Origin of the sequence: Nocardia spumae (assembly GCF_020733635.1) — a bacterium.
Classification (GTDB): Bacteria; Actinomycetota; Actinomycetes; order Mycobacteriales; family Mycobacteriaceae; genus Nocardia; species Nocardia spumae.
The window spans coordinates 3,986,341-4,006,191 of record NZ_JAJFZL010000001.1 but is presented as its reverse complement, the minus strand read 5'-3'; the positions used below and the strand labels follow the sequence as shown (position 1 = coordinate 4,006,191).

The following is a 19,851-nucleotide window of genomic DNA, read 5'->3' as shown; positions in this document are numbered from 1 at the left end:
GGGCCGCCCACTACTCTGGAGTACATGTCTGTGTCCTCCCGCGCCGAGTTCGATACCACGTTTCTCGACACGCTCGCCCGGCGTGTTGTGATCGGCGACGGTGCGATGGGCACCATGTTGCAGGCCGCGGACCTGACCCTGGACGATTTCCGCGGTCTCGAGGGCTGTAACGAGATTCTCAACGACACCCGGCCCGACGTGCTGCGCGCCATTCACCGCGCCTACTTCGAGGCCGGAGCCGACGCGGTCGAGACCAATACCTTCGGCTGCAATCTGCCCAACCTGGCCGACTACGACATCGCCGACCGCATCCGGGATCTGTCCGAACGCGGTACCCGGCTGGCCCGCGAGGTCGCCGACGAGATGGGCCCGGCCGCCGACGGCGCACCCCGCTATGTGCTCGGGTCGATGGGCCCGGGTACCAAACTGCCGACACTCGGGCACGCGCCCTATGTCGCCCTGCGCGACGCCTACGCCGAGGCCGCCCTCGGCATGCTCGACGGTGGCGCCGACGCCATCCTGATCGAGACGTGTCAGGACCTGCTACAGGTCAAGGCCGCGGTGACCGGTAGCCGCCGGGCCATGGAGCGGGCGGGGCGGCGCATTCCCATCATCACCCACGTCACCGTCGAGACCACCGGCACCATGCTGGTCGGCAGTGAGATCGGGGCCGCGCTCACGGCGATCGAACCGCTCGGCGTCGATCTGATCGGTCTCAACTGCGCCACCGGCCCGGACGAGATGAGTGAACATCTGCGCCACCTGTCCAAGCACGCCCGGCTCCCGGTCTCGGTCATGCCGAACGCCGGCCTGCCGGTGCTGGGCGCCAACGGCGCCGAATATCCGCTGACGCCGGGCGAATTGGCGTCGGCGCTGCACGGGTTCGTCACCGAGTTCGGACTGGCGCTGGTGGGCGGGTGCTGCGGCACCACCCCGCAGCACATCCGCGAGGTCGCCGACGCGGTCGCGAATGTGGCTCCGGCGGTGCGCGATCCGCAACACGAGCCGAGTGTGTCCTCGATGTACACCGCGGTCCCGTTCGAGCAGGATGCCTCGGTCCTGATGATCGGCGAGCGCACCAACGCCAACGGCTCCAAGGCATTCCGCGAGGCCATGCTCGCCGGCGACTGGCAGAAATGCCTCGATATCGCCAAGGACCAGACCCGCGACGGCGCGCACATGCTCGACCTGTGTGTCGACTACGTCGGCCGCGACGGCAGTCTGGACATGGCCGAGGTGGCGAGTCGGCTGGCCACCGCCTCGACGCTGCCGATCATGCTCGACTCCACCGAGCCGCCGGTGCTGCGGGCCGGTCTGGAACATCTGGGCGGGCGGTGCGCGGTCAACTCGGTCAACTACGAGGACGGTGCCGGTCCGGATTCGCGATTCCAGCAGATCATGCGGCTGGTCGCCGAACACGGCGCCGCCGTGGTGGCGCTGACCATCGACGAGGAGGGTCAGGCCCGTACGGCGGAGAAGAAGGTCGAGATCGCCGAACGGCTGATCGCCGACATCAGCGGCAACTGGGGGCTGGCCGAGAGCGACATCATCGTCGACTGCCTGACCTTCACCCTGGGCACCGGGCAGGAGGAATCCCGGCGCGACGGCGTCGAGACCATCGAGGGCATCCGCGAGCTCAAACGCCGCCATCCGCAGGTGCAGACGACGCTGGGTCTGTCGAATATCTCCTTCGGCCTCAATCCGGCCGCTCGTCAAGTGCTGAATTCGGTCTTCATGCACGAATGCGTGGAGGCCGGACTGGACTCGGCGATCGTGCACGCCTCCAAGATCCTGCCGATCAGCCGGATTCCCGAGGATCAGCGCACGGCGGCCCTGGATCTGGTGTACGACCGCCGGCGCGAGGGCTACGACCCGCTGCAGACCCTGATGGCGATGTTCGAAGGGGTGTCGGCGGCCTCGGCGAAGGCCTCGCGCGCCGACGAACTGGCCGCTCTGCCGCTGTTCGAACGGCTGGAACGGCGCATCGTCGACGGCGACCGCAACGGCCTGGAAGCCGATCTGGACGCGGCGATGCAGGAGGTGCCGCCGCTGCAGATCATCAACGAAACGCTGCTGTCGGGGATGAAGACCGTCGGTGAGCTGTTCGGCTCGGGTCAGATGCAGCTGCCGTTCGTCCTGCAGTCCGCGGAGGTCATGAAGACCGCGGTGGCGCATCTGGAACCGCATATGGAGGCCACCGACGATTCGGGCAAGGGCCGTATCGTGCTGGCCACGGTCAAGGGCGATGTGCACGATATCGGCAAGAATCTGGTCGACATCATCTTGTCGAACAACGGCTACGAGGTCGTCAATCTCGGTATCAAACAGCCCATCGCGGCGATTCTGGACGCCGCCACCGACAAGAAGGCCGATGTCATCGGCATGTCGGGACTGCTGGTCAAGTCGACGGTGGTGATGAAGGAGAACCTCGAGGAGATGAACACCCGCGGGGTCGCCGACCAGTTCCCGGTGCTGCTGGGCGGCGCCGCGCTGACCCGCGCCTATGTCGAGAACGACCTGACCGACGTCTACGCCGGCGATGTGCACTACGCGCGCGACGCCTTCGAGGGCCTGCGCCTGATGGACGACATCATGACCCGCAAGCGCGGGGGCGCCGTCGATCCCGACAGCCCGGAGGCACTCGCCGAACGTGCCAAGGCCGCCGAACGCAAGGCTCGCCACGAGCGGTCCCAGCGCATCGCCGCCGAGCGCCGGGCCAACGAGGTGCCCGTCGAGGTGCCCGAGCGTTCCGACGTGGCGGCGGATCTGCCCGTGCCGCTGCCGCCGTTCTGGGGTACCAGGGTCGTCAAAGGGCTTGCGGTGAACGAGTATTCGGGCCTGCTGGACGAGCGCGCACTGTTCCTGGGGCAGTGGGGACTGCGCGGCCAGCGTGGCGGGGAAGGGCCCAGCTACGAGGAACTGGTCGAAACCGACGGCCGCCCGCGGCTGCGATACTGGCTGGACCGGTTGTCGACCGAGGGCGTGCTCCAGCACGCCGCCGTCGTCTACGGATACTTCCCGGTGGTCTCCGAGGGCGATGACGTGATCGTTCTCACCGAGCCCGATCCGGCCGCGCCGCAACGGTATCGATTCACCTTCCCGCGTCAGCAGCGCGATCGCTTCCTGTGCATCGCCGACTTCGTGCGCTCACGTGAGCTGGCGGCGCAGCGCGGCCAGGTCGACGTCCTGCCGTTCCAGCTGGTCACCATGGGGCAGCCGATCGCCGATTTCGCCAACGAGCTGTTCGCCGCGAACAACTATCGCGACTATCTCGAGGTGCACGGAATCGGGGTGCAGCTCACCGAGGCGCTGGCGGAGTACTGGCATCGCCGAATCCGGGAAGAGCTTGTGCTGGAAGGGCATTCGGTCGCCGAGGAGGATCCGGCCGAGGTGACGGACTACTTCAAACTGGGGTACCGCGGCGCCCGCTACTCCTTCGGCTACGGTGCCTGCCCCGATCTCGAGGACCGGGCGAAGCTGGTGTCGCTGCTCGAGGCCGACCGCATCGGAGTGTCGCTGTCGGAGGAGCTGCAGCTGCATCCGGAACAGTCCACCGATGCCTTCGTCCTCCTGCATCCGGAAGCAAAATACTTCAACGCGTAAACTTTTGGCGTTTCCGGGCTTTCACGCAGAGTGGCTGGACGGCCCGACATGAGCCGGCAGGTCCGGAGGCGGCAGCGGAGCGTCACCACGCAGGGCCGGGGCTCATGGCGCGAAGACACTGCGTGTGAGCGCAAGAGGGGTAGAACTGCATGACTTCAGATCGGCTGATCTCCGGGCGGTATCGACTGGCCGATCCCATCGGCAGCGGGGCCATGGGGGTGGTGTGGCGCGCCAGTGATGTCCGGCTGCGCCGCACCGTCGCGGTCAAACAGCTGCTGCTGGCGCCGGGGCTGACCAAGGCCCAGGCACTCGAGGCGAAGATGCGCGCGATGCGCGAGGGGCGTATCGCCGCGCGGCTGCATCATCAGAACGCGGTGACCGTCTTCGACGTCGCCGAGGAGGATGGCCAGCCGTGGCTCGTCATGGAGTACGTCGACGCGCCGAGTCTGGCGGCCCTGATGCGCGACAAGGGCCCGCTCGATCCGCACGAGGTCGCCCGGATCGGCGCGAAGGTCGCGGCCGCGCTGGCGGCGGCGCACGACGCGGGCATCGTGCACCGGGATGTGAAGCCCGCCAACATCCTCGTCGCCGACAACGGCACCGTGAAGATCACCGACTTCGGCATCTCCCGCGCCGTCGGCGATGTCACGGTCACCTCCACCGGCTTCCTGGCCGGGACACCGGCGTATCTGTCCCCGGAGATCGCCCGCGGCGAGGATCCGGAACCGGCCTCCGACGTCTTCGCGCTGGGCTCGACGCTGTATGCGGCGGTCGAGGGCGCGCCGCCGTTCGGCGAGGGTGACAATCCGCTGGCGGTACTGCATTCGGTGGTGAGCGCCAAGGTGCCCGAACCGAAGCGGGCGGGTGCGCTCGGCCCGGTGCTGATGAGCCTGCTCGCGCCGGACGCCGCCGACCGGCCGACCATGCGCGAGGCGCAACAGGCGCTCGAGGCCGTCGCCGAGGGTCGTTCCGCGGGGCTCGTGCCCGCCGCGACGAAGGTGCTGCCGTATCCGGGCGCGGATGCGGCCGAGACCGCGGTGCTGTCCACACCCGAACAGGCCTCGCCCGCCCCGGCGCCGGTCACGCCCACCGCGCGCACCGCGGTGGCACCGGAGAAATCGGGAGTGCTGCGCGATCGTCGCCTCTGGCCGGCTGCCGCCGTGGCCGTGGTCGTCATCGCGGTGGTCGTCGGGCTGGTGTCGACCTCGGGATCCGATGACCACGGCCGATCCGCGGCCGGTGGGACGGTCGCCACCGCCACGGATGGCGCCGCGCAGCCGTCCGCGACGGCTGGCGCCCCGCCCGACGCGCCCGGCGGCTCCTCGGCCAACGGTTCCGGCGGCAGCGCCTCGCTGGGCAATCCGCAGCCCGACGGCCGCAGCTCGTCCGCCCCGGCGCCGAGCGGGACGGCGGGTGTCCCGGCTCCGGGCACGAGCGGGGCGCCGCGCAGCAGCGCCGCACCGGCCCGCCCGGCCGATGTCGCGAGCTTCATCTCCGGGTACTACAGCATGCTGCCCGGCAACACCAGCGGCGCCTGGGCGCAACTGGCCCCGTCGTACCAGTCCCAGACGGGTGGGTTCGCGCAGTATTCGAACTTCTGGTCGACGATCTCGGCGGTCCGCGTCGGCGGGGTGAGTGAGAGCGGTCCCGGCCGGGCCGTCGCGACCCTCACCTATACGCTGAGGGACGGGACCGTCACCTCCGAGAGCCGCTGGTTCACGGTGGATACGGCCACCGGCCGGATGCTCATCACCGCGTCGGGAACCTGATGCGGCCTCGAAAGGAGAGCTCCGGGTGAGCGTGGTCGCGGTGCTGTGGGATATGGACGGCACCCTGCTGGATTCGGAGAAGCTCTGGGATATCGGGGTGCGCGAACTCGCCGTGGAGCTGGGCGGCCGGATGACCGATCCACTGCGGCACGCGCTGATCGGCGCCGACGGCCCCAGCGCGCTGCGCATCCTGTTCGAGGGGCTGGGGCTGGAGCGCGATCCCGCGGCGATGACGGCGGCGGGGCACTGGCTCGAGCGCAGGGTCACCGAACTGATGGCGGGACCCGTGCCGTGGCGGCCGGGCGCGCGTGAAGCGCTGACGACCTTGCGCACGGCGGGACTACCCGCCGCGCTGGTCACCAATACCAAGCGATCGATCACCGAGCTCTGCCTGGAAACCCTGGGCCGGGACATGTTCGAGGTATCGGTGTGCGGCGACGAGGTCGATTACGGTAAGCCCGCACCCGACCCGTATCTGCGCGCGGCGCGGCTGCTCGGCGTCGCCCCGGGCGACTGTGTGGCCGTGGAGGATTCGCCCACCGGATCGGCCGCCGCGCTGGCCGCCGGGTGTCAGGTGCTGGTGGTGCCCTGCGAGATCGAGGTTCCGCGCCGGCCGGGCCTGAACTTCCGCGAGTCGCTGGTGGGGCTCACCGTCGGCGATCTGGACGAGGTGCACGCCGGCGCGAGCTGACGCCGGCGCGAACGATTCACCGTCGAGCCGGACCACGTTCCTCCGCGTCGCGTGGAGTCCGACCGGTCCGTATTCCGTGCGGCCGTGTGCCGCTCACAGCGCGCGAGATGATCGCGCGCGCTATCGTTGTGGTGGCGAATATCGCTGGCGCGCAGGGTTACTCGAGAGTTTGTGACCTTTCCCAACGATATCCGTGAATCGGCGGTACAACCGCGTCCGGCGGGTCACAATGATCTTCATGGCGGCGACAGGGGGTTGTGGCAACGTGGGTGAATCGAGCCGGGCGAGCAGGGAAAACGCTGAGGGAGAACGGTCTTCGGGAGAAATCCCAGCGGCGGTGGACAGGCTCACCACCATCGTCGATACCCAACGGTATCCGCTCGACGCGCCGGGTGGCGAGCGGTGGGACGAGGTGGTGTCGCGCGCCAGGGCCGAACTCGCCGCCGATGGATGCACCGTCCTGACGGGTTTCGTGCGACCGGAGATGTGCGCCAGACTGCGTGCCGAGGGAGCGGAACTGGCCCCGCACGCGTATTACACGGTGGAGAAGGTCAACGCCTACAACATTCCGCTCGACAGCGAGCTCGCACCCGATCATCCGGCCACGATCGTGCTCGAACGCGGAAACGCGTTCGTCGCACGCGATCTCATCCCTCCGGCCGCGCTGATCCAGGTCCTCTACACCAGCGCGCCGTTCCAGCGGCTGATCGCCGAATGTTTCGGTCTGCCGCGTTTGCACGAATACACCGATCCTCTGGCCGGGCTGTGCCTGAATGTGGTGGCCCCCGGTATGTCGCATCCGTGGCATTTCGACACCAACGAGTTCACGGTGTCCATGCTGACCCAGGAGCCCGACGCGGGCGGAGTGTTCGAATACTGCCCGCGCATCCGCACGCCGGAATCGGAGAATCTGGACGATGTCCGGGCCGTACTCACCGGATCCGGTGAGCGGCTCGTCCGGAGGCTGACACTGCGCCCTGGAGATCTGCAACTGTTCCAGGGCAGGTTTTCCCTGCACCGGGTATCGCCGGTGGAGGGCACCGCCCAGCGGCACAGCGCGATCTTCGCCTACAGCGACCGCCCCGGCATCGTGGGTGCGGTCGAACGTACCCGGCAGCTGTTCGGGCGGGTCCTGCCGGACCATCTGGCCGCCGCGGGTAATGCCGTGCGCGGTGACCGACTTCTCGACTGATCACCCCGTTCGACTCAGGAGGATCGCCCGTGACGGTTTCCATGCACAGCACCGGAAAAGCCTCGTTCGACGATATCTACGATCGCCCGGATCCGAGCGCCTACTGCAGGCGTATGGCCGAATTGGATTACTGCATACCGGAGTTGGCGAAACCGACCTTCCTGGATCTGGTGGCGGACTACGAGGCCGAGACCGGCGCCGTGCCGACCGTCCTGGACCTCGGTTGTTCCTATGGCGTGAACGCGGCGGTGCTGCGGTTCGGCACCACCGTCGCGGAACTGGCGGAGCACTACGGTGATGCCGACACCGCCACCTGTATCGCCCGCGACCGCGCCCGGCTGAGCGCCGACGACAGGCTGCCCGGGCTGCGGATGATCGGAATGGACGCGTCGGCGCCGGCGTTGGACTACGCGGCCGCCACCGGTCTGCTGCACGAGACCGTGCACGCCGACCTCGAATCCGGGGATCCGACCGAAACGCAGCGGCGGATACTCGGATCGGCGGATCTGGTGGTGTCCACCGGATGCGTCGGCTACGTCACCGGCCGTACCCTGACACGGGTGGCCCGTGCGCACGGTACGCGGCTACCGTGGATGGCACACTTCGTCCTGCGGATGTACGCCTTCGAACCGATCGCGCGCGAGCTCGCCGCATTGGGCTACCGGACCGAGCGCCGCCCCGGTACCTTCCGGCAGCGCCGCTTCGCATCCGCCGCCGAACAGCAACAGGTCGTGAACACCTTGGCCGCCGGCGGAATCGACGCCACCGGTTACGAATCCGACGGCTGGCTGCATGCCCAGCTCTACATATCCAAGCCCGCATCGACCCTCGAGGACCGCCAGTGACAGACCGTACCTTCGCCTTCGACGACCAGCTGCCGCGTGTGCCGCTGCCCACGCTCGACGACAGTTGTGCGCGTTTCCTGCAGTGGTCGCGGCCGCTGCTGTCGGAGGACGAATACGCCGCCACCGAGGAGGCGGTCGCCGATCTGCTGCGCGCCGACGGCCCGGCCCGCACCCTGCACGCCGACCTGGAGCGGTTCGACCGGACTCCCGGGGTAGGCAGCTGGCTCGACGAATTCTGGCCGTCGCGGTATCTGGGCCGGCGCGACCGGATCGCCGTGAACGCCAACTTCTTCTTCTTGTTCCGCAACGACACCGCACTGGCACAGTCGAGTTCGGATCAGCAGGCCGATCGCGCGGCCGGCCTCATCACCGCGGCGGTGAACTACAAGCTGCTGCTCGACCGGGAGGCGATCCCGCCGGTCGTGCAACGCGGGGCGCACTTTTCGATGGCACAGAACAAATTCCTGTTCTCCGAGACCAGAATTCCTGGAGATCCGCAGGACAGCGTCCGGGTGCCCTACAGCGACGAGTGGCCCGGCCCCTCGCAGGCGCGCCACATCGTGGTCTTCCATCACGGCACCATGTTCCGGATGGAGGTCATCGGTGCGGACGGCGCGCCGCACGCACCCGAGGATCTCGCCGACGGACTGCGCGCGGTACTCAAGGCCGCACCCGAACAGGCGCCGATCGAGACCTCGGCCGGACACCTGACGACGATGGCGCGGGCCGAATGGGCCGGGGTCCGTGGCCGGTTGGCCGCCGATCCGGTCAACGCGGCCGCGCTGGAGACGATCGAGACCGCGCTGTTCGCCGTCTGTCTCGACGATGTGACACCCGCCGACGAGCTGGCGGCGTGTGATCAGCTGCTGCACGGTGACAGCGGCAACCGGTGGTTCGACAAGGCCGTCTCGCTGATCGTCTTCGCCGACGGCACTGCCGGAATCAACGTCGAGCACTGCGGGCTGGACGGTACGACGATTCTGTCGTTCGTCGACTTCCTGCTCGAGACGCCGGTCGCCGAACACGCCGCCGGCTCGGGCGCGCGAGCGCAGGGCCTGCCCTCGGTGGAACCGGTGGAATTCCGTCTCGACGACTCGATGCGCGCGGAGATCTCCGGGGCGGCCGCCGCATTCGCGCAGTTCGTCGCCGACAACGCCACCACGACGGTGTCGTTCGACGGCTTCGGCACGAGCCGGGCCAAGCAGCTCGGCATTTCGCCGGACGCGTTCGCTCAGTTGAGCTATCAGCTCGCCCATCAGCGCAGTAAGGGCAAGCTCGGGGCGACCTACGAATCGATCGCCACCCGCCAGTACCGCAACGGCCGCACCGAGGCCATGCGGGTGGTCACCCCGCAGCTGCTGGAATTCGTTGCCGCCATGGATGATTCGTCGGCCGATCCGGCTACCCGGCTGGCGGCCGCGCGGGCGGCGGCCACCGCGCACGTCGAACGGGCCAAGCAGTGCCAGCGCGGTGAGGCGCCCGAACAGCATCTGTGGGAACTGGAGTGGATTCAGCGTCGGCGCGGCGCAGAGCTGGGCGCTACCGAGACGATGCCGTTCTACACCAGCCCCGGCTGGGTGATCACCCGCGACGACTACCTGAGCACCAGCTCCGCCCCGTCGGTGAATGTCGAATATTTCGGTTTCGGCTGCACCAGCCCCACCTGTATCGGTGTGGCCTATGTTCTGCTGCCCGATCGGTGGAACCTCTACCTCGCCACTCCGACGACCGTGGCGGACCAGATGTTCCGGTTCGCGGAGGAATTGCGCCGGGCGGTATCGGAACTGGAGGCGCTGCTGGACTCGGCGTCCTGATCCCAGCGTCACGGCCGGACCGCGGTTGTTACTCTCGGCCGTGTGGTCGAGTCGGTACCGCCGCGGTTCACTTGGCGCGCGGTCACGCCCGGGGATTTCGCCCTGCTCGGGCAGTGGCTGGCCCAGCCGCATGTGCGGCGCTGGTGGAATCACGACCACGATCCCGCGTCGATCGAGCGTGACTTCGGGCCCACTGCCCGTGGTGAGGTCGCGGCCGAGGATCTGCTCGTCAGCATCGGCGCCGAACCCCTCGGTTTGGTGCAGCGGATCCGGTGGTCGGATTGGCCGGACTACGTGGACGAGATGCGGCCGATAGTCGCACTGCCCGACGAGGCGGTCTCGCTGGACTATCTGATCGGTGACCCGCTGCGTGTCGGCCGCGGACTCGGTTCGGCCATGGTGCGGGCCGTGGTGGCCGCGACCTGGGCGGATTACCCGCGCGCCGGAGCGGTGGTGATTCCCGTGGCCGCGGCCAACCGGGCTTCTCGGCGAGCGCTCGAGAAGGCCGGGCTGCGCCGGGTCGCCGAGGGGCCGCTCCCGCCCGACAATCCGATCGACGACGGGTGGCACTACATCTATCGCGTCGATCGTCCGGCCCAGGATCCGGCCGGCGGTAGTGAGCGCGCCCACATCGCCGGTCACGACGCCGGCGCGCCGTGATAACCGATTGCGGGACATATGCGGTCGTCTGAAAGAATGGCGTCCCGTGAAGACTTTCGAATCCCTGTTCGCCGAGCTGCAGGATCGTGCGGCCAACCGTCCGGAAGGTTCCGCAACCGTCGCGGCATTGGACGCCGGGGTGCATGCGCAGGGCAAGAAGGTGATCGAAGAGGCCGGCGAGGTGTGGATCGCGGCCGAACACGAGACCGACGATCAGCTGGCCGAGGAGATCTCTCAGCTCCTCTACTGGGTGCAGGTGCTGATGGTGGGCCGCGGTCTGCGGCTCGAGGATGTGTACCGACATCTGTGACGGCCGCGTCCGTCCTGTCCGTCACTCGTCCCGAAAGGACATCCATCCATGCTTCGCGTCGCAGTCCCCAACAAAGGCGCCCTCTCCGAATCGGCCGTCGAGATCCTGACCGAGGCCGGTTATCGCAAGCGCAGCGATTCTCGCGATCTGTCGGTACTCGATAACGCCAATCAGGTCGAGTTCTTCTTCCTGCGCCCCAAGGACATCGCCATCTACGTCGGTTCGGGCGAGCTCGATCTCGGCATCACCGGGCGTGACCTCGCCCTCGACTCGGGTGCGCCGGTGCGGGAGCGGCTGGCGCTGGGCTTCGGCCGTTCGACGTTCCGCTACGCGGCTCCCGCGGGCCGGGACTGGAAGCCCGACGATCTCTACGACAAGCGCATCGCCACCTCCTACCCGAACCTGGTGCTGGCCGATCTGCAGCGCCGCGGAATCCAGGCCGAGGTCATCCGGCTCGATGGTGCGGTGGAGATCTCCATCCAGCTGGGTGTCGCGGACGCCATCGCCGATGTGGTCGGCTCCGGGCGCACGCTGCGCCAGCACAACCTCGTACCGTTCGGGGATTCGCTGTGCGATTCGGAGGCGGTGCTGATCGAGGGCGGCGGTTCCGATCGCACCGACAAGGTTCGCAATCAGCTCGTCGCCCGGATCAAGGGCGTGGTCTTCGCGCAGCAGTACCTGATGCTCGACTACGACTGCCCCAAGGACCTGCTCGAGCGCGCCGCCGCGATCACCCCCGGGCTGGAGTCGCCGACGGTCTCGCCGCTGACGGATCCGGGGTGGGTCGCCGTGCGGGCGCTGGTGCCGCGCTCGGCCGGCAACGACCTGATGGATCAGCTCGCCGAACTGGGTGCCAAGGCGATTCTCGCCACCGATATCCGGTCCTGCCGCGCGTTCTGAGCGGGCCGGTCAGGGCCGGGGCACGGTGCCGGCGGCATCGGCGGGCCATCCGGGGTACGGCGGCGGTGTGCCGCCGAAGGCGGGGCACAGCGGCTGGTAGTCGCAGAATTTGCACATCCATCCGGGGCGTGGCGGGAAGTCTCCGTCGCGCCCCGCGGTGGTGATCGCCGACCACAGTGCCGACACGATGCGCTCGAACCGCTCGAGTTCGTCCGACTCCGGGGCGTAGGTGAGGATCTCACCGTCGCGCAGGTAGATCAGCCGTAGTTGCGACGGTGTCACCCCGCGGGTGCGGTAGACGATCAGGGCGTAGAACTTGAGCTGGAACAGTGCGCGCTGTTCGGCATCGGGCGCCGGGACGCGGCCGGTCTTGTAGTCGACTACCCGCAGCCGGCCGTCGGGAGCGATATCGATCCGATCGACATAGCCGCGCAGTGGGGAGCCGTCGGCGAGGCGGACCTCCACCAGCGATTCGCAGGATTCCGGGTCGAACCCGGTGGGGTTCTCGAGCCGGTAGTAGCCGTGTACCAGCTGGGCCACCTCGTCCAGAAATGGTGTGAGACCGCCCTGTTCGAGTACCACCTCGATCTCCGGGCGATCTTCCAGCAAACGCTGCCACGCCGGTTTCACGAGTGCTGCCGCGCGGGCGGGAACGCGTTCACCGCTGGGTAGCCCGTACAGCGATTCCAGGACCGCGTGCACGACCGTGCCGCGCACGGCGTCGCGGCCGGGAGTTTCCGGAATGCGGTCGATCGCGCGTAATCGGTATTTCAGCGGACATTGTTTGAAATCCATTGCCCGAGAGGGCGACAACGCCGGGCCGCTGGAAACGGCCGGCAATTCGGGCGGGGTCGCCGTCGGTGGTGCGGACATACCTGGCAGGCTATCCGCGGGTACCGACACATTCGGCGGCGCGATACCGCCCGCGGAAATGACGCGCAGGAGAACGGAGATACATGACGGCCAGACGGACCGGCCCATTCGCCACGGGGGACCGGGTGCAGCTGACCGATGCCAAGGGCAGGCAACACACCGTCGTCCTGGAGCCGGGCAAGGAGTTCCACACCCACAAGGGGCAGATCCGGCACGACGAGCTGATCGGCGCCGACGAGGGAAGTGTGGTCCAATCCGCCAACGGCACACCGTATCTGGCGCTGCGGCCACTGCTGACCGACTATGTGTTGTCGATGCCGCGTGGCGCCGCTGTCATCTATCCCAAGGATGCCGCGCAGATCGTGCACGAGGGTGACGTGTTCCCCGGTGCGCGGGTCCTCGAGGCCGGCGCCGGCTCCGGCGCGCTGACCTGCTCACTGCTGCGCGCGGTGGGGCCGGAGGGCACCGTGCGGTCCTACGAGATCCGCGAAGATCATGCCGAGCACGCGGTCCGCAACGTCGAGCGATTTTTCGGCGAACGCCCGGACAACTGGACGCTCACCCTCGGCGACGTGGCCGAATACGACGGTGAGCAGGTCGACCGCGTGGTGCTGGACATGCTCAAGCCGTGGGATGCGCTACCGGCCGTGGCGGGTGCGCTGATTCCCGGCGGCGTGCTGATGGTGTACGTGGCCACCACCACGCAGCTCTCCGAAGTGGTGGAGGCGCTGCGCCGCCAGGAGTGCTGGACCGAGCCGCGCGCATGGGAGTCGCTGGTGCGGCCGTGGCATGTGGTCGGTCTGGCCGTGCGCCCGGAGCATCGCATGCAGGGCCATACGGCCTTCCTGGTGAGCGCCCGGCGCCTCGCCGACGGTGTGGTGGCACCCAAACCGCAGCGCCGCCCGTCCAAGGGCTGAGCGGCCGAATACGCCCGATGTCGACGACTCGGCCCCGGTTCGCTCTCGGCGCACCGGGGCCGAGCCCGTCGAGGGAATCAGGGCTGGCAGGGCGCCATGCCCATGGCCAGGATCTGGCAGGCCGAGGCATCGGAGAGCTGCCAGCCTGCGGCGGAGTGCTGCCAGGTCATCGGCATCGGGCCGGCGGGCCCGTGCGGCGAGGTGATGGTCACCTGGCCGGTGGCCTGGTCGCCCTCGGTCTTGATGTCGGCGACGGTGAAGGTGATGGTCCCGTAGTTGGCCAGCCCCTTGGTCATGGTGTCGATGTTGGCGGCGCGCTTATCGCCTCCGACCACCAGTTTCTCCTTGTCGGCGGTCGGCTTGGCCGGGTCGACGAAGCCGTTGAGGGTGGCCTGTAGCTCCTCGGCGCCGGGCGTCGCGACGGTGGCGGCCCCGGTCGCGGACGCGGCGGCCGAGGTTGCCGGAGCGCTGCTCGTCGGCGTGGAGTCCTCGGAATTGTCGGACCCGCATGCTGTCATAGCGGTGACGGCGAGCGCCGCGAACGCGGTAGCCGTGGCAAGACGGAAGCCGGGGCGCCGCTTCCGGGAAACAGTGGTGGCCCGGTTGGCGTTGCTCCTGGTGTGGGTACTGCCACTGGAGGGAGCAGCACTGTGGCGGGTAGGAAGGAGCATCGACTAGACCTTTCGGTTCGGTCCGGCGAATTCACTCGCCGAATGCAGGTTAGGGCAGGCTAACATGGTTGCCAGAGCAGGTAGACCGCAGCTGAGATGTGATCACGACGAAACCATGTCGGAAAGCGAGAACGGTTCGCGCCCGGTAGCGTTGATAGACCGGGACTGGGAGGAGCAGCATCATGAGCCCCATCGAGAATTCGGATTCGGCGGCCTGGAGAGAACTCGAGGTGGTACGCGCCGAGGCGGCTGCACTCCGTAGGCAACTCGCCGACTCGCCGGATCGTTCAAGGGAATTGGAAGCTCGTATCGATTCGCTGACGATTCGCAACACCAAACTGATGGACACCCTGAAAGAGGCCCGTCAGCAATTGGTGGCGCTGCGTGAGGAGGTCGACCGCTTGGGCCAGCCGCCCAGCGGCTACGGCGTGCTGATCGGTGTGTACGAGGACCAGACGGTCGACGTGTTCACCTCCGGACGCAAGATGCGCCTGACGTGCTCGCCGAATATCGACACCTCCGAACTGCACTACGGCCAGTCCGTACGCCTGAACGAGGCGCTGACGGTGGTCGAGGCCGGTGCCTTCGACCAGACCGGTGAGATCGGGACCCTGCGCGAGGTTCTCGACGACGGCCGCCGCGCCCTGGTGGTCGGGCACGCCGACGAGGAGCGGGTGGTGTGGCTGTCGGGCCCGCTGTCGGCCCTGGTCGACGCCGACGACGTCGGTGACCCGCTGGCGCCCACGCGGCGCCTGCGCCCCGGTGATTCGCTGCTGGTGGACACCAAGGCCGGATTCGCGTTCGAGCGCATCCCCAAGGCCGAGGTCGAGGATCTGGTCCTCGAAGAGGTGCCCGATGTCGGTTACGAGGACATCGGCGGTCTGGGCCGCCAGATCGAGCAGATCCGCGACGCCGTCGAACTGCCGTTCCTGCACAAGGACCTGTTCCGCGAGTACGCGCTGCGCCCGCCCAAGGGTGTGCTGCTCTACGGCCCGCCGGGCTGCGGTAAGACGCTGATCGCCAAGGCGGTCGCCAACTCACTGGCGAAGAAGATCGCCGAGGCACGCGGTGAGGACGCCAAGGAGGCCAAGTCCTTCTTCCTCAACATCAAGGGCCCCGAGCTGCTGAACAAGTTCGTCGGTGAGACCGAGCGCCACATCCGGATCATCTTCCAGCGGGCCCGTGAGAAGGCCTCGGAAGGTACCCCGGTGATCGTGTTCTTCGACGAGATGGACTCGATCTTCCGCACCCGCGGTTCCGGTGTGTCCTCGGATGTGGAGACCACCGTGGTGCCCCAGTTGCTGTCGGAGATCGACGGTGTCGAGGGCCTCGAGAACGTCATCGTGATCGGTGCCTCCAACCGTGAGGACATGATCGATCCGGCGATCCTGCGACCCGGCCGCCTCGATGTGAAGATCAAGATCGAGCGCCCGGATGCCGAAGCGGCACAGGACATCTTCTCGAAGTACCTCACCGAGGGGCTGCCGCTGCATTCCGACGATCTGGCCGAGTTCGCCGGCGATCACGCCAAGTGCGTGAAGGCGATGATCGAGCGGGTCGTGGACCGGATGTACGCCGAGAGCGAGGACAACCGCTTCCTGGAGGTCACCTACGCCAACGGTGACAAGGAGGTCCTGTACTTCAAGGACTTCAACTCCGGCGCCATGATCCAGAACATCGTGGACCGCTCGAAGAAGTACGCGATCAAGTCGGTGCTCGAGACCGGGAGCCCGGGTCTGCGCATCCAGCACCTGTTCGATTCGATAGTCGACGAGTTCTCCGAGAACGAGGACCTGCCCAACACCACGAATCCGGATGACTGGGCACGTATTTCGGGTAAGAAGGGCGAACGGATCGTCTACATCCGGACGCTGGTTACCGGTAAGAACGCTTCGGCCAGCCGGGCGATCGACACCGAGTCCAATACGGGTCAGTACCTCTAGGAGTACCGCACAACCGTCCGAAAACACGAAGGCCGCGCCCGCAACTGCGAGCGCGGCCTTCGCCGTATCCGGTGTCAGCGCCGGGCAGTGGCTACCGAGTCGAGCACAATATCGGTGGCCGGTGCGCCGTCGCCGGATCCGTCCTTGGTACCACCCGCGGCGATGTTCTGCAGCACATCCAGGCCGCCGGTGATCCGGCCGAACGGGGTGTAGCGGGGCGGCAGCTGGCTGTCGGCGTAGACCAGGAAGAACTGGCTGCCGTCGGTGTTCGGGCCGGCGTTGGCCATCGCGACCGTACCGGCGGGGTAGGTGGCCCCGGCGAGGTTCTCGTCCCCGAACTGGTAGCCCGGTCCGCCGCGGCCGGTGCCGGTGGGATCGCCGCACTGCAGGACGAAGATGCCCTCGGTGGTCAGGCGGTGGCAGCGGGTGTGGTCGAAGAACTTCTCACCGGACAGGAAGGAGAACGAGTTGACCGTCTGCGGGGCGTGGGCGGCGTCGAGTGCGATGGTGATTGTGCCGCAGTTGGTTTCCAGCGTCGCGTCGTAGCCGGCGTTGGGATCGACGGTCATCCCGGGCGGGGCCGGCCACTGCTTGCCGTTGGGCTGGGCGTCGCCGGGAGTCATGCATCCGGGCGCCTGGGCGTGCAGTGGCATCGGGGCCGCCGCGGCGGTTCCGCTCGCCAGCAGGGCGATCGCCGCTCCCGCCGCCGCCAGGACGCTGCGCACCGCCGGTCTGCGCGATCGGCGGGCGGTGTGGTCGTGATCGGGCTGCGGAATTCGGCTTTCGATATGCACCGGGGCGGGCCTCCGAGATTCGTATCGTGGGTATCGGGTTCGATCGTGGCGCGGCCGATTCGGTCCGGCCGCGCCACGATGCCCGGCATCATCGCATGCCCGGGACAGGGACGCAGGTGAATGGGACATCGCGGGCTCGCCGCTGCTAACGTCGCGGACATGAAGGTGGTGTTGCGGCATAATCCGTCGTCTACGGTCGCACGGTGCTTTCTCGCCGGCGGGGAGTCGCTGCGCGCGGAAACCGGTGCGATGGTGGCCCATTCGGCGGGAGTGAACCTCACGGTCAAAGCCGAGGGCGGATTCCTGGCGGGGCTGAAGCGTTCGATGCTGGCGGGGGAGTCGTTCTTCGTCTCGACGTTCACCGCACCACCGCAGGGCGGCTGGGTCGACGTCGCACCCGCACTGCCGGGGGACATGCTGTCACTGCCGATCGCCGCGGACCGCCCGTACTTCATCAGCCGCGGCAGCTGGATCGCCAATTCCCATGGCGTCCAGGTGGAGGCGAAATGGGGCGGGTTCACCAACATGTTCGGTGGTGAGGGCGGATTCGGCCTGCGCGCCCACGGCGAGGGGGAAGTGGTCGTCGGAGTCTTCGGTGCGATCGACGGGATCGACCTGCAGCCGGGGGAATCGGTCACCATCGACTGCGGGCATGTCGTCGCCTACGACCTGGCGATGAAATTCAGTATCCGCCGGGCGGTTTCGGGCCGCTCGCTGCAGTCGTTCACCTCCGGCGAAGGGCTGGTGTTCGACTTCTCCGGTCCCGGCCGGGTCCTGTTGCAGACCCGCAACCCCGGCGCGTTCGCGGCCTGGGCGGGCGCGGTCACCTCCTCGGGTTAGCGGGCCGGATCACCGGTCGCGCAGGAGCCGGTCGACCAGGACGCGGGTGTCCGGGACGAACGGCCAGGACGGATCGGCCAGGTGGCCGCGCAATTGCGCGTCGGTCCACCACCATCCCGCGGCGATCTCGTCGCGCTGATGTGTGATCGGCCCGTCGGAGCGGACCTCGTAGGCGAACAGGTGACATCGCATCGGCCGCCCGTTCCACAGGCCGTCCCAGGCGGTGCGCGCCAGCGGTCGCGGACCGGGCGCGGAGGCGACGATGCCCAGTTCCTCGGCGAGTTCCCGCGCCGCGGCAGCCCCGGGATCCTCTCCGGGCGCCAGGACACCTCCGGCCAGGCAATCGTGCATTCCCGCGAAGACCATCTTGGTCTCCGTGCGCCGATGAACGTAGAGCCGGTGCCCGTCCAGCGAGCGCACCAGCACGCCGGCGCTGGCGTGCCACAGACCCCGTTCGTATACCTCGGCGCGGTCCGCGCTCCCGATTTCGGCACCGAGGTTGTCGTAGACGGCGATGACCTCACCCATTGCCGCAGCCTATGTGGTGGGCCGAGATCGCGGGACGGCGGCACACGGGCCGCCGCCGCGGGAGATGATGGTGGGGAAGTCGGTGAGAGACGGGAGGCGGCAATCCGTGGTGATCGATCTGAACAGCGATCTGGGGGAGGGATTCGGCGCGTGGACGATGGGCGACGACGCGGCGCTGCTCGACATTGTCACCAGCGCCAACATCGCCTGCGGATTCCACGCCGGTGATCCGGCGATCATGCGCCGCACCTGTGAGCTGGCCGTCGCGCACCAGGTGCGGATCGGTGCCCACATCTCCTATCGCGATCTCGCCGGATTCGGCCGTCGCCGCGTCGAGGTGCCCCCGGCGGAATTGACCGCGGAATCGCTCTATCAGATCGGAGCCCTCGACGCGCTCGCGCGGGCCGCGGGCGACCGGGTGCGGTATGTGAAACCACACGGGGCGCTCTATCATTCGGCCGCGAGCGACCGATCCGCCGCCGAGGCCGTGGTCGCGGCGCTGGTGGCCTTCGGGGGTCTGAGCCTGCTCGGGCCCGCCGATTCCGCTCTGGCCTCCGCCGCTGCCGCTGCCGGGATACCGTTTCACGCCGAGGGTTTCGCCGACCGCGGCTATACCCCCGAGGCCACACTGGTGCCCCGCGGCCGGGAGGACGCGGTACTGGCGTCGGATGCCGCGTTGCGGCAGGCGATATCGATCGCGGTGGACGGGCGGGCTCGCACCGCCGCGGGGGACGAGGTGCGAGTCGAGGTGCGCAGCCTGTGTGTGCACGGTGATTCCCCCGATGCCGTGCACATGGCCCGATCGATCCGGCAGTCGTTACTGGACCAGGGCGTCGAACTGCGGAGCTTCACATGAATGGCGTCATCGTCCGGCAGGCGGGCGACCGCGCGCTGCTGATCGAACCGGCCGACGCCGCACAGTTGCCCCTGCTGCTCGACAATCTGCGGCGCGCGCCGATCGACGGAGTGGTCGATCTGCTGCCCGCGGCCCGGACCGTCCTGCTGACCCTGTGTCCCGGAGTCGATCCCGCCGTGGTCGAAACCCGTGTGCGCGCACTGGTTCTCACCCCCGGCGCCGATTCGCCGGTCTCGGCTGCCGCGGAGGTGGTGACGGTGCCGGTGCGATACGACGGACCCGATCTGGCCGAAACCGCCGCCCTGCTCGGCATACCCCCCGACCGACTGGTCGAGCGGCACACCGGGGCGCGGTGGCGATGCGCGTTCATCGGATTCGCACCCGGTTTCGGATATCTGCAGGCACCCGGGCCCGGCCTGTCGGTGCCGCGCCGAGCGCAGGCCCGCACCGTCGTGCCGGCCGGTTCGGTGGCCCTGGCCGGCGGATACAGCGCCGTCTATCCGCGGGACTCGCCGGGCGGCTGGCAGATCATCGGGCATACCGAGCTGGCCCTGTGGGACCCCGGCCGCACCGAACCGGCGTTGCTGCGGGCCGGCATCGAGGTCCGCTTCGAGGCGGTGGATCGGTGAGTCCCACCCGCAGGTC

General features: G+C 68.3%; 18 protein-coding genes. 14 read left to right on the top strand and 4 right to left on the bottom strand.

Annotated elements, in window-relative coordinates; all coding sequences use genetic code 11:
- Positions 1 to 24: 24 nt before the first annotated feature.
- From metH to hisG, 9 genes are all read left to right on the top strand, one after another.
- Positions 25 to 3,603 carry a methionine synthase gene (metH, locus tag LKD76_RS17910; RefSeq protein ID WP_227982471.1) on the top strand — a complete coding sequence of 1,193 codons (3,579 nt, stop codon included), beginning with the start codon at positions 25 to 27 and terminating at the stop codon, positions 3,601 to 3,603.
- 149 nt (positions 3,604 to 3,752) lie between these two features.
- Positions 3,753 to 5,372, top strand: coding sequence for a serine/threonine-protein kinase (locus tag LKD76_RS17905; protein ID WP_227982470.1), 1,620 nt, complete (start codon positions 3,753 to 3,755; stop codon positions 5,370 to 5,372).
- Between the two features lie 25 nt (positions 5,373 to 5,397).
- Positions 5,398 to 6,063: an HAD family hydrolase gene (locus LKD76_RS17900; protein WP_308188539.1), complete on the top strand. Its 666-nt coding sequence runs from the start codon at positions 5,398 to 5,400 to the stop codon at positions 6,061 to 6,063.
- A gap of 337 nt (positions 6,064 to 6,400) precedes the next feature.
- Positions 6,401 to 7,255: a HalD/BesD family halogenase gene (locus LKD76_RS17895; RefSeq protein WP_227982469.1), complete on the top strand. Its 855-nt coding sequence runs from the start codon at positions 6,401 to 6,403 to the stop codon at positions 7,253 to 7,255.
- Positions 7,256 to 7,284: 29 nt separating this feature from the next.
- Complete coding sequence (locus LKD76_RS17890; protein WP_227982468.1) at positions 7,285 to 8,100, top strand: class I SAM-dependent methyltransferase; 816 nt, start codon at positions 7,285 to 7,287, stop codon at positions 8,098 to 8,100.
- A complete protein-coding gene (locus LKD76_RS17885) occupies positions 8,097 to 9,914 on the top strand; it encodes a choline/carnitine O-acyltransferase (RefSeq protein WP_227982467.1) in 1,818 nt (605 codons plus the stop codon). The genes LKD76_RS17890 and LKD76_RS17885 overlap by 4 nt, the downstream gene beginning before the upstream one ends.
- Before the next feature lie 42 nt (positions 9,915 to 9,956).
- Positions 9,957 to 10,574, top strand: coding sequence for a GNAT family N-acetyltransferase (locus LKD76_RS17880; RefSeq protein WP_227982466.1), 618 nt, complete (start codon positions 9,957 to 9,959; stop codon positions 10,572 to 10,574).
- A 46-nt stretch (positions 10,575 to 10,620) separates the two neighbouring features.
- Entirely contained in the window at positions 10,621 to 10,884 is a 264-nt protein-coding gene (locus LKD76_RS17875) for a phosphoribosyl-ATP diphosphatase (protein WP_227982465.1), read from the top strand.
- Positions 10,885 to 10,932: 48 nt separating this feature from the next.
- Entirely contained in the window at positions 10,933 to 11,784 is an 852-nt protein-coding gene (hisG, locus tag LKD76_RS17870; RefSeq protein WP_227982464.1) for an ATP phosphoribosyltransferase, read from the top strand.
- Positions 11,785 to 11,793: 9 nt separating this feature from the next.
- On the opposite strand, the gene LKD76_RS17865 is transcribed toward hisG, so the two are convergent.
- Positions 11,794 to 12,657 carry a RecB family exonuclease gene (locus LKD76_RS17865; protein ID WP_227982463.1) on the bottom strand — a complete coding sequence of 288 codons (864 nt, stop codon included), beginning with the start codon at positions 12,655 to 12,657 and terminating at the stop codon, positions 11,794 to 11,796.
- Positions 12,658 to 12,740: 83 nt separating this feature from the next.
- On the opposite strand from LKD76_RS17865, the gene LKD76_RS17860 reads away from it, so the two are divergent.
- Positions 12,741 to 13,574: a tRNA (adenine-N1)-methyltransferase gene (locus tag LKD76_RS17860; RefSeq protein WP_227982462.1), complete on the top strand. Its 834-nt coding sequence runs from the start codon at positions 12,741 to 12,743 to the stop codon at positions 13,572 to 13,574.
- 77 nt (positions 13,575 to 13,651) lie between these two features.
- Here LKD76_RS17860 and LKD76_RS17855 read toward each other — a convergent pair whose 3' ends face one another.
- The gene (locus tag LKD76_RS17855) at positions 13,652 to 14,245 is read right to left on the bottom strand and encodes a WKL family lipoprotein (RefSeq protein ID WP_479687479.1); all 594 of its coding nucleotides are present in this window, start codon (positions 14,243 to 14,245) and stop codon (positions 13,652 to 13,654) included.
- A 182-nt stretch (positions 14,246 to 14,427) separates the two neighbouring features.
- Here LKD76_RS17855 and arc point away from each other — a divergent pair, with 182 nt between their 5' ends.
- Positions 14,428 to 16,188: a proteasome ATPase gene (gene arc / locus LKD76_RS17850; RefSeq protein WP_227982460.1), complete on the top strand. Its 1,761-nt coding sequence runs from the start codon at positions 14,428 to 14,430 to the stop codon at positions 16,186 to 16,188.
- A 74-nt stretch (positions 16,189 to 16,262) separates the two neighbouring features.
- Here the strand turns inward: arc and LKD76_RS17845 are convergent, their stop codons facing one another.
- Positions 16,263 to 16,982: a peptidylprolyl isomerase gene (locus LKD76_RS17845; RefSeq protein ID WP_227982459.1), complete on the bottom strand. Its 720-nt coding sequence runs from the start codon at positions 16,980 to 16,982 to the stop codon at positions 16,263 to 16,265.
- Positions 16,983 to 17,141: 159 nt separating this feature from the next.
- Here LKD76_RS17845 and LKD76_RS17840 point away from each other — a divergent pair, with 159 nt between their 5' ends.
- Positions 17,142 to 17,822, top strand: a complete 681-nt coding sequence (locus tag LKD76_RS17840) for a TIGR00266 family protein (RefSeq protein WP_227982458.1) — start codon at positions 17,142 to 17,144, stop codon at positions 17,820 to 17,822.
- Between the two features lie 9 nt (positions 17,823 to 17,831).
- Here the strand turns inward: LKD76_RS17840 and LKD76_RS17835 are convergent, their stop codons facing one another.
- Positions 17,832 to 18,350, bottom strand: a complete 519-nt coding sequence (locus LKD76_RS17835) for an NUDIX domain-containing protein (RefSeq protein WP_227982457.1) — start codon at positions 18,348 to 18,350, stop codon at positions 17,832 to 17,834.
- Between the two features lie 106 nt (positions 18,351 to 18,456).
- Between LKD76_RS17835 and LKD76_RS17830 the strand changes: the two genes are divergently transcribed.
- Both LKD76_RS17830 and LKD76_RS17825 read left to right on the top strand, forming a co-directional pair.
- A complete protein-coding gene (locus tag LKD76_RS17830) occupies positions 18,457 to 19,206 on the top strand; it encodes a LamB/YcsF family protein (protein ID WP_227982456.1) in 750 nt (249 codons plus the stop codon).
- Entirely contained in the window at positions 19,203 to 19,835 is a 633-nt protein-coding gene (locus tag LKD76_RS17825; protein WP_227982455.1) for a 5-oxoprolinase subunit B family protein, read from the top strand. The genes LKD76_RS17830 and LKD76_RS17825 overlap by 4 nt, the downstream gene beginning before the upstream one ends.
- Positions 19,836 to 19,851 lie beyond the last annotated feature (16 nt).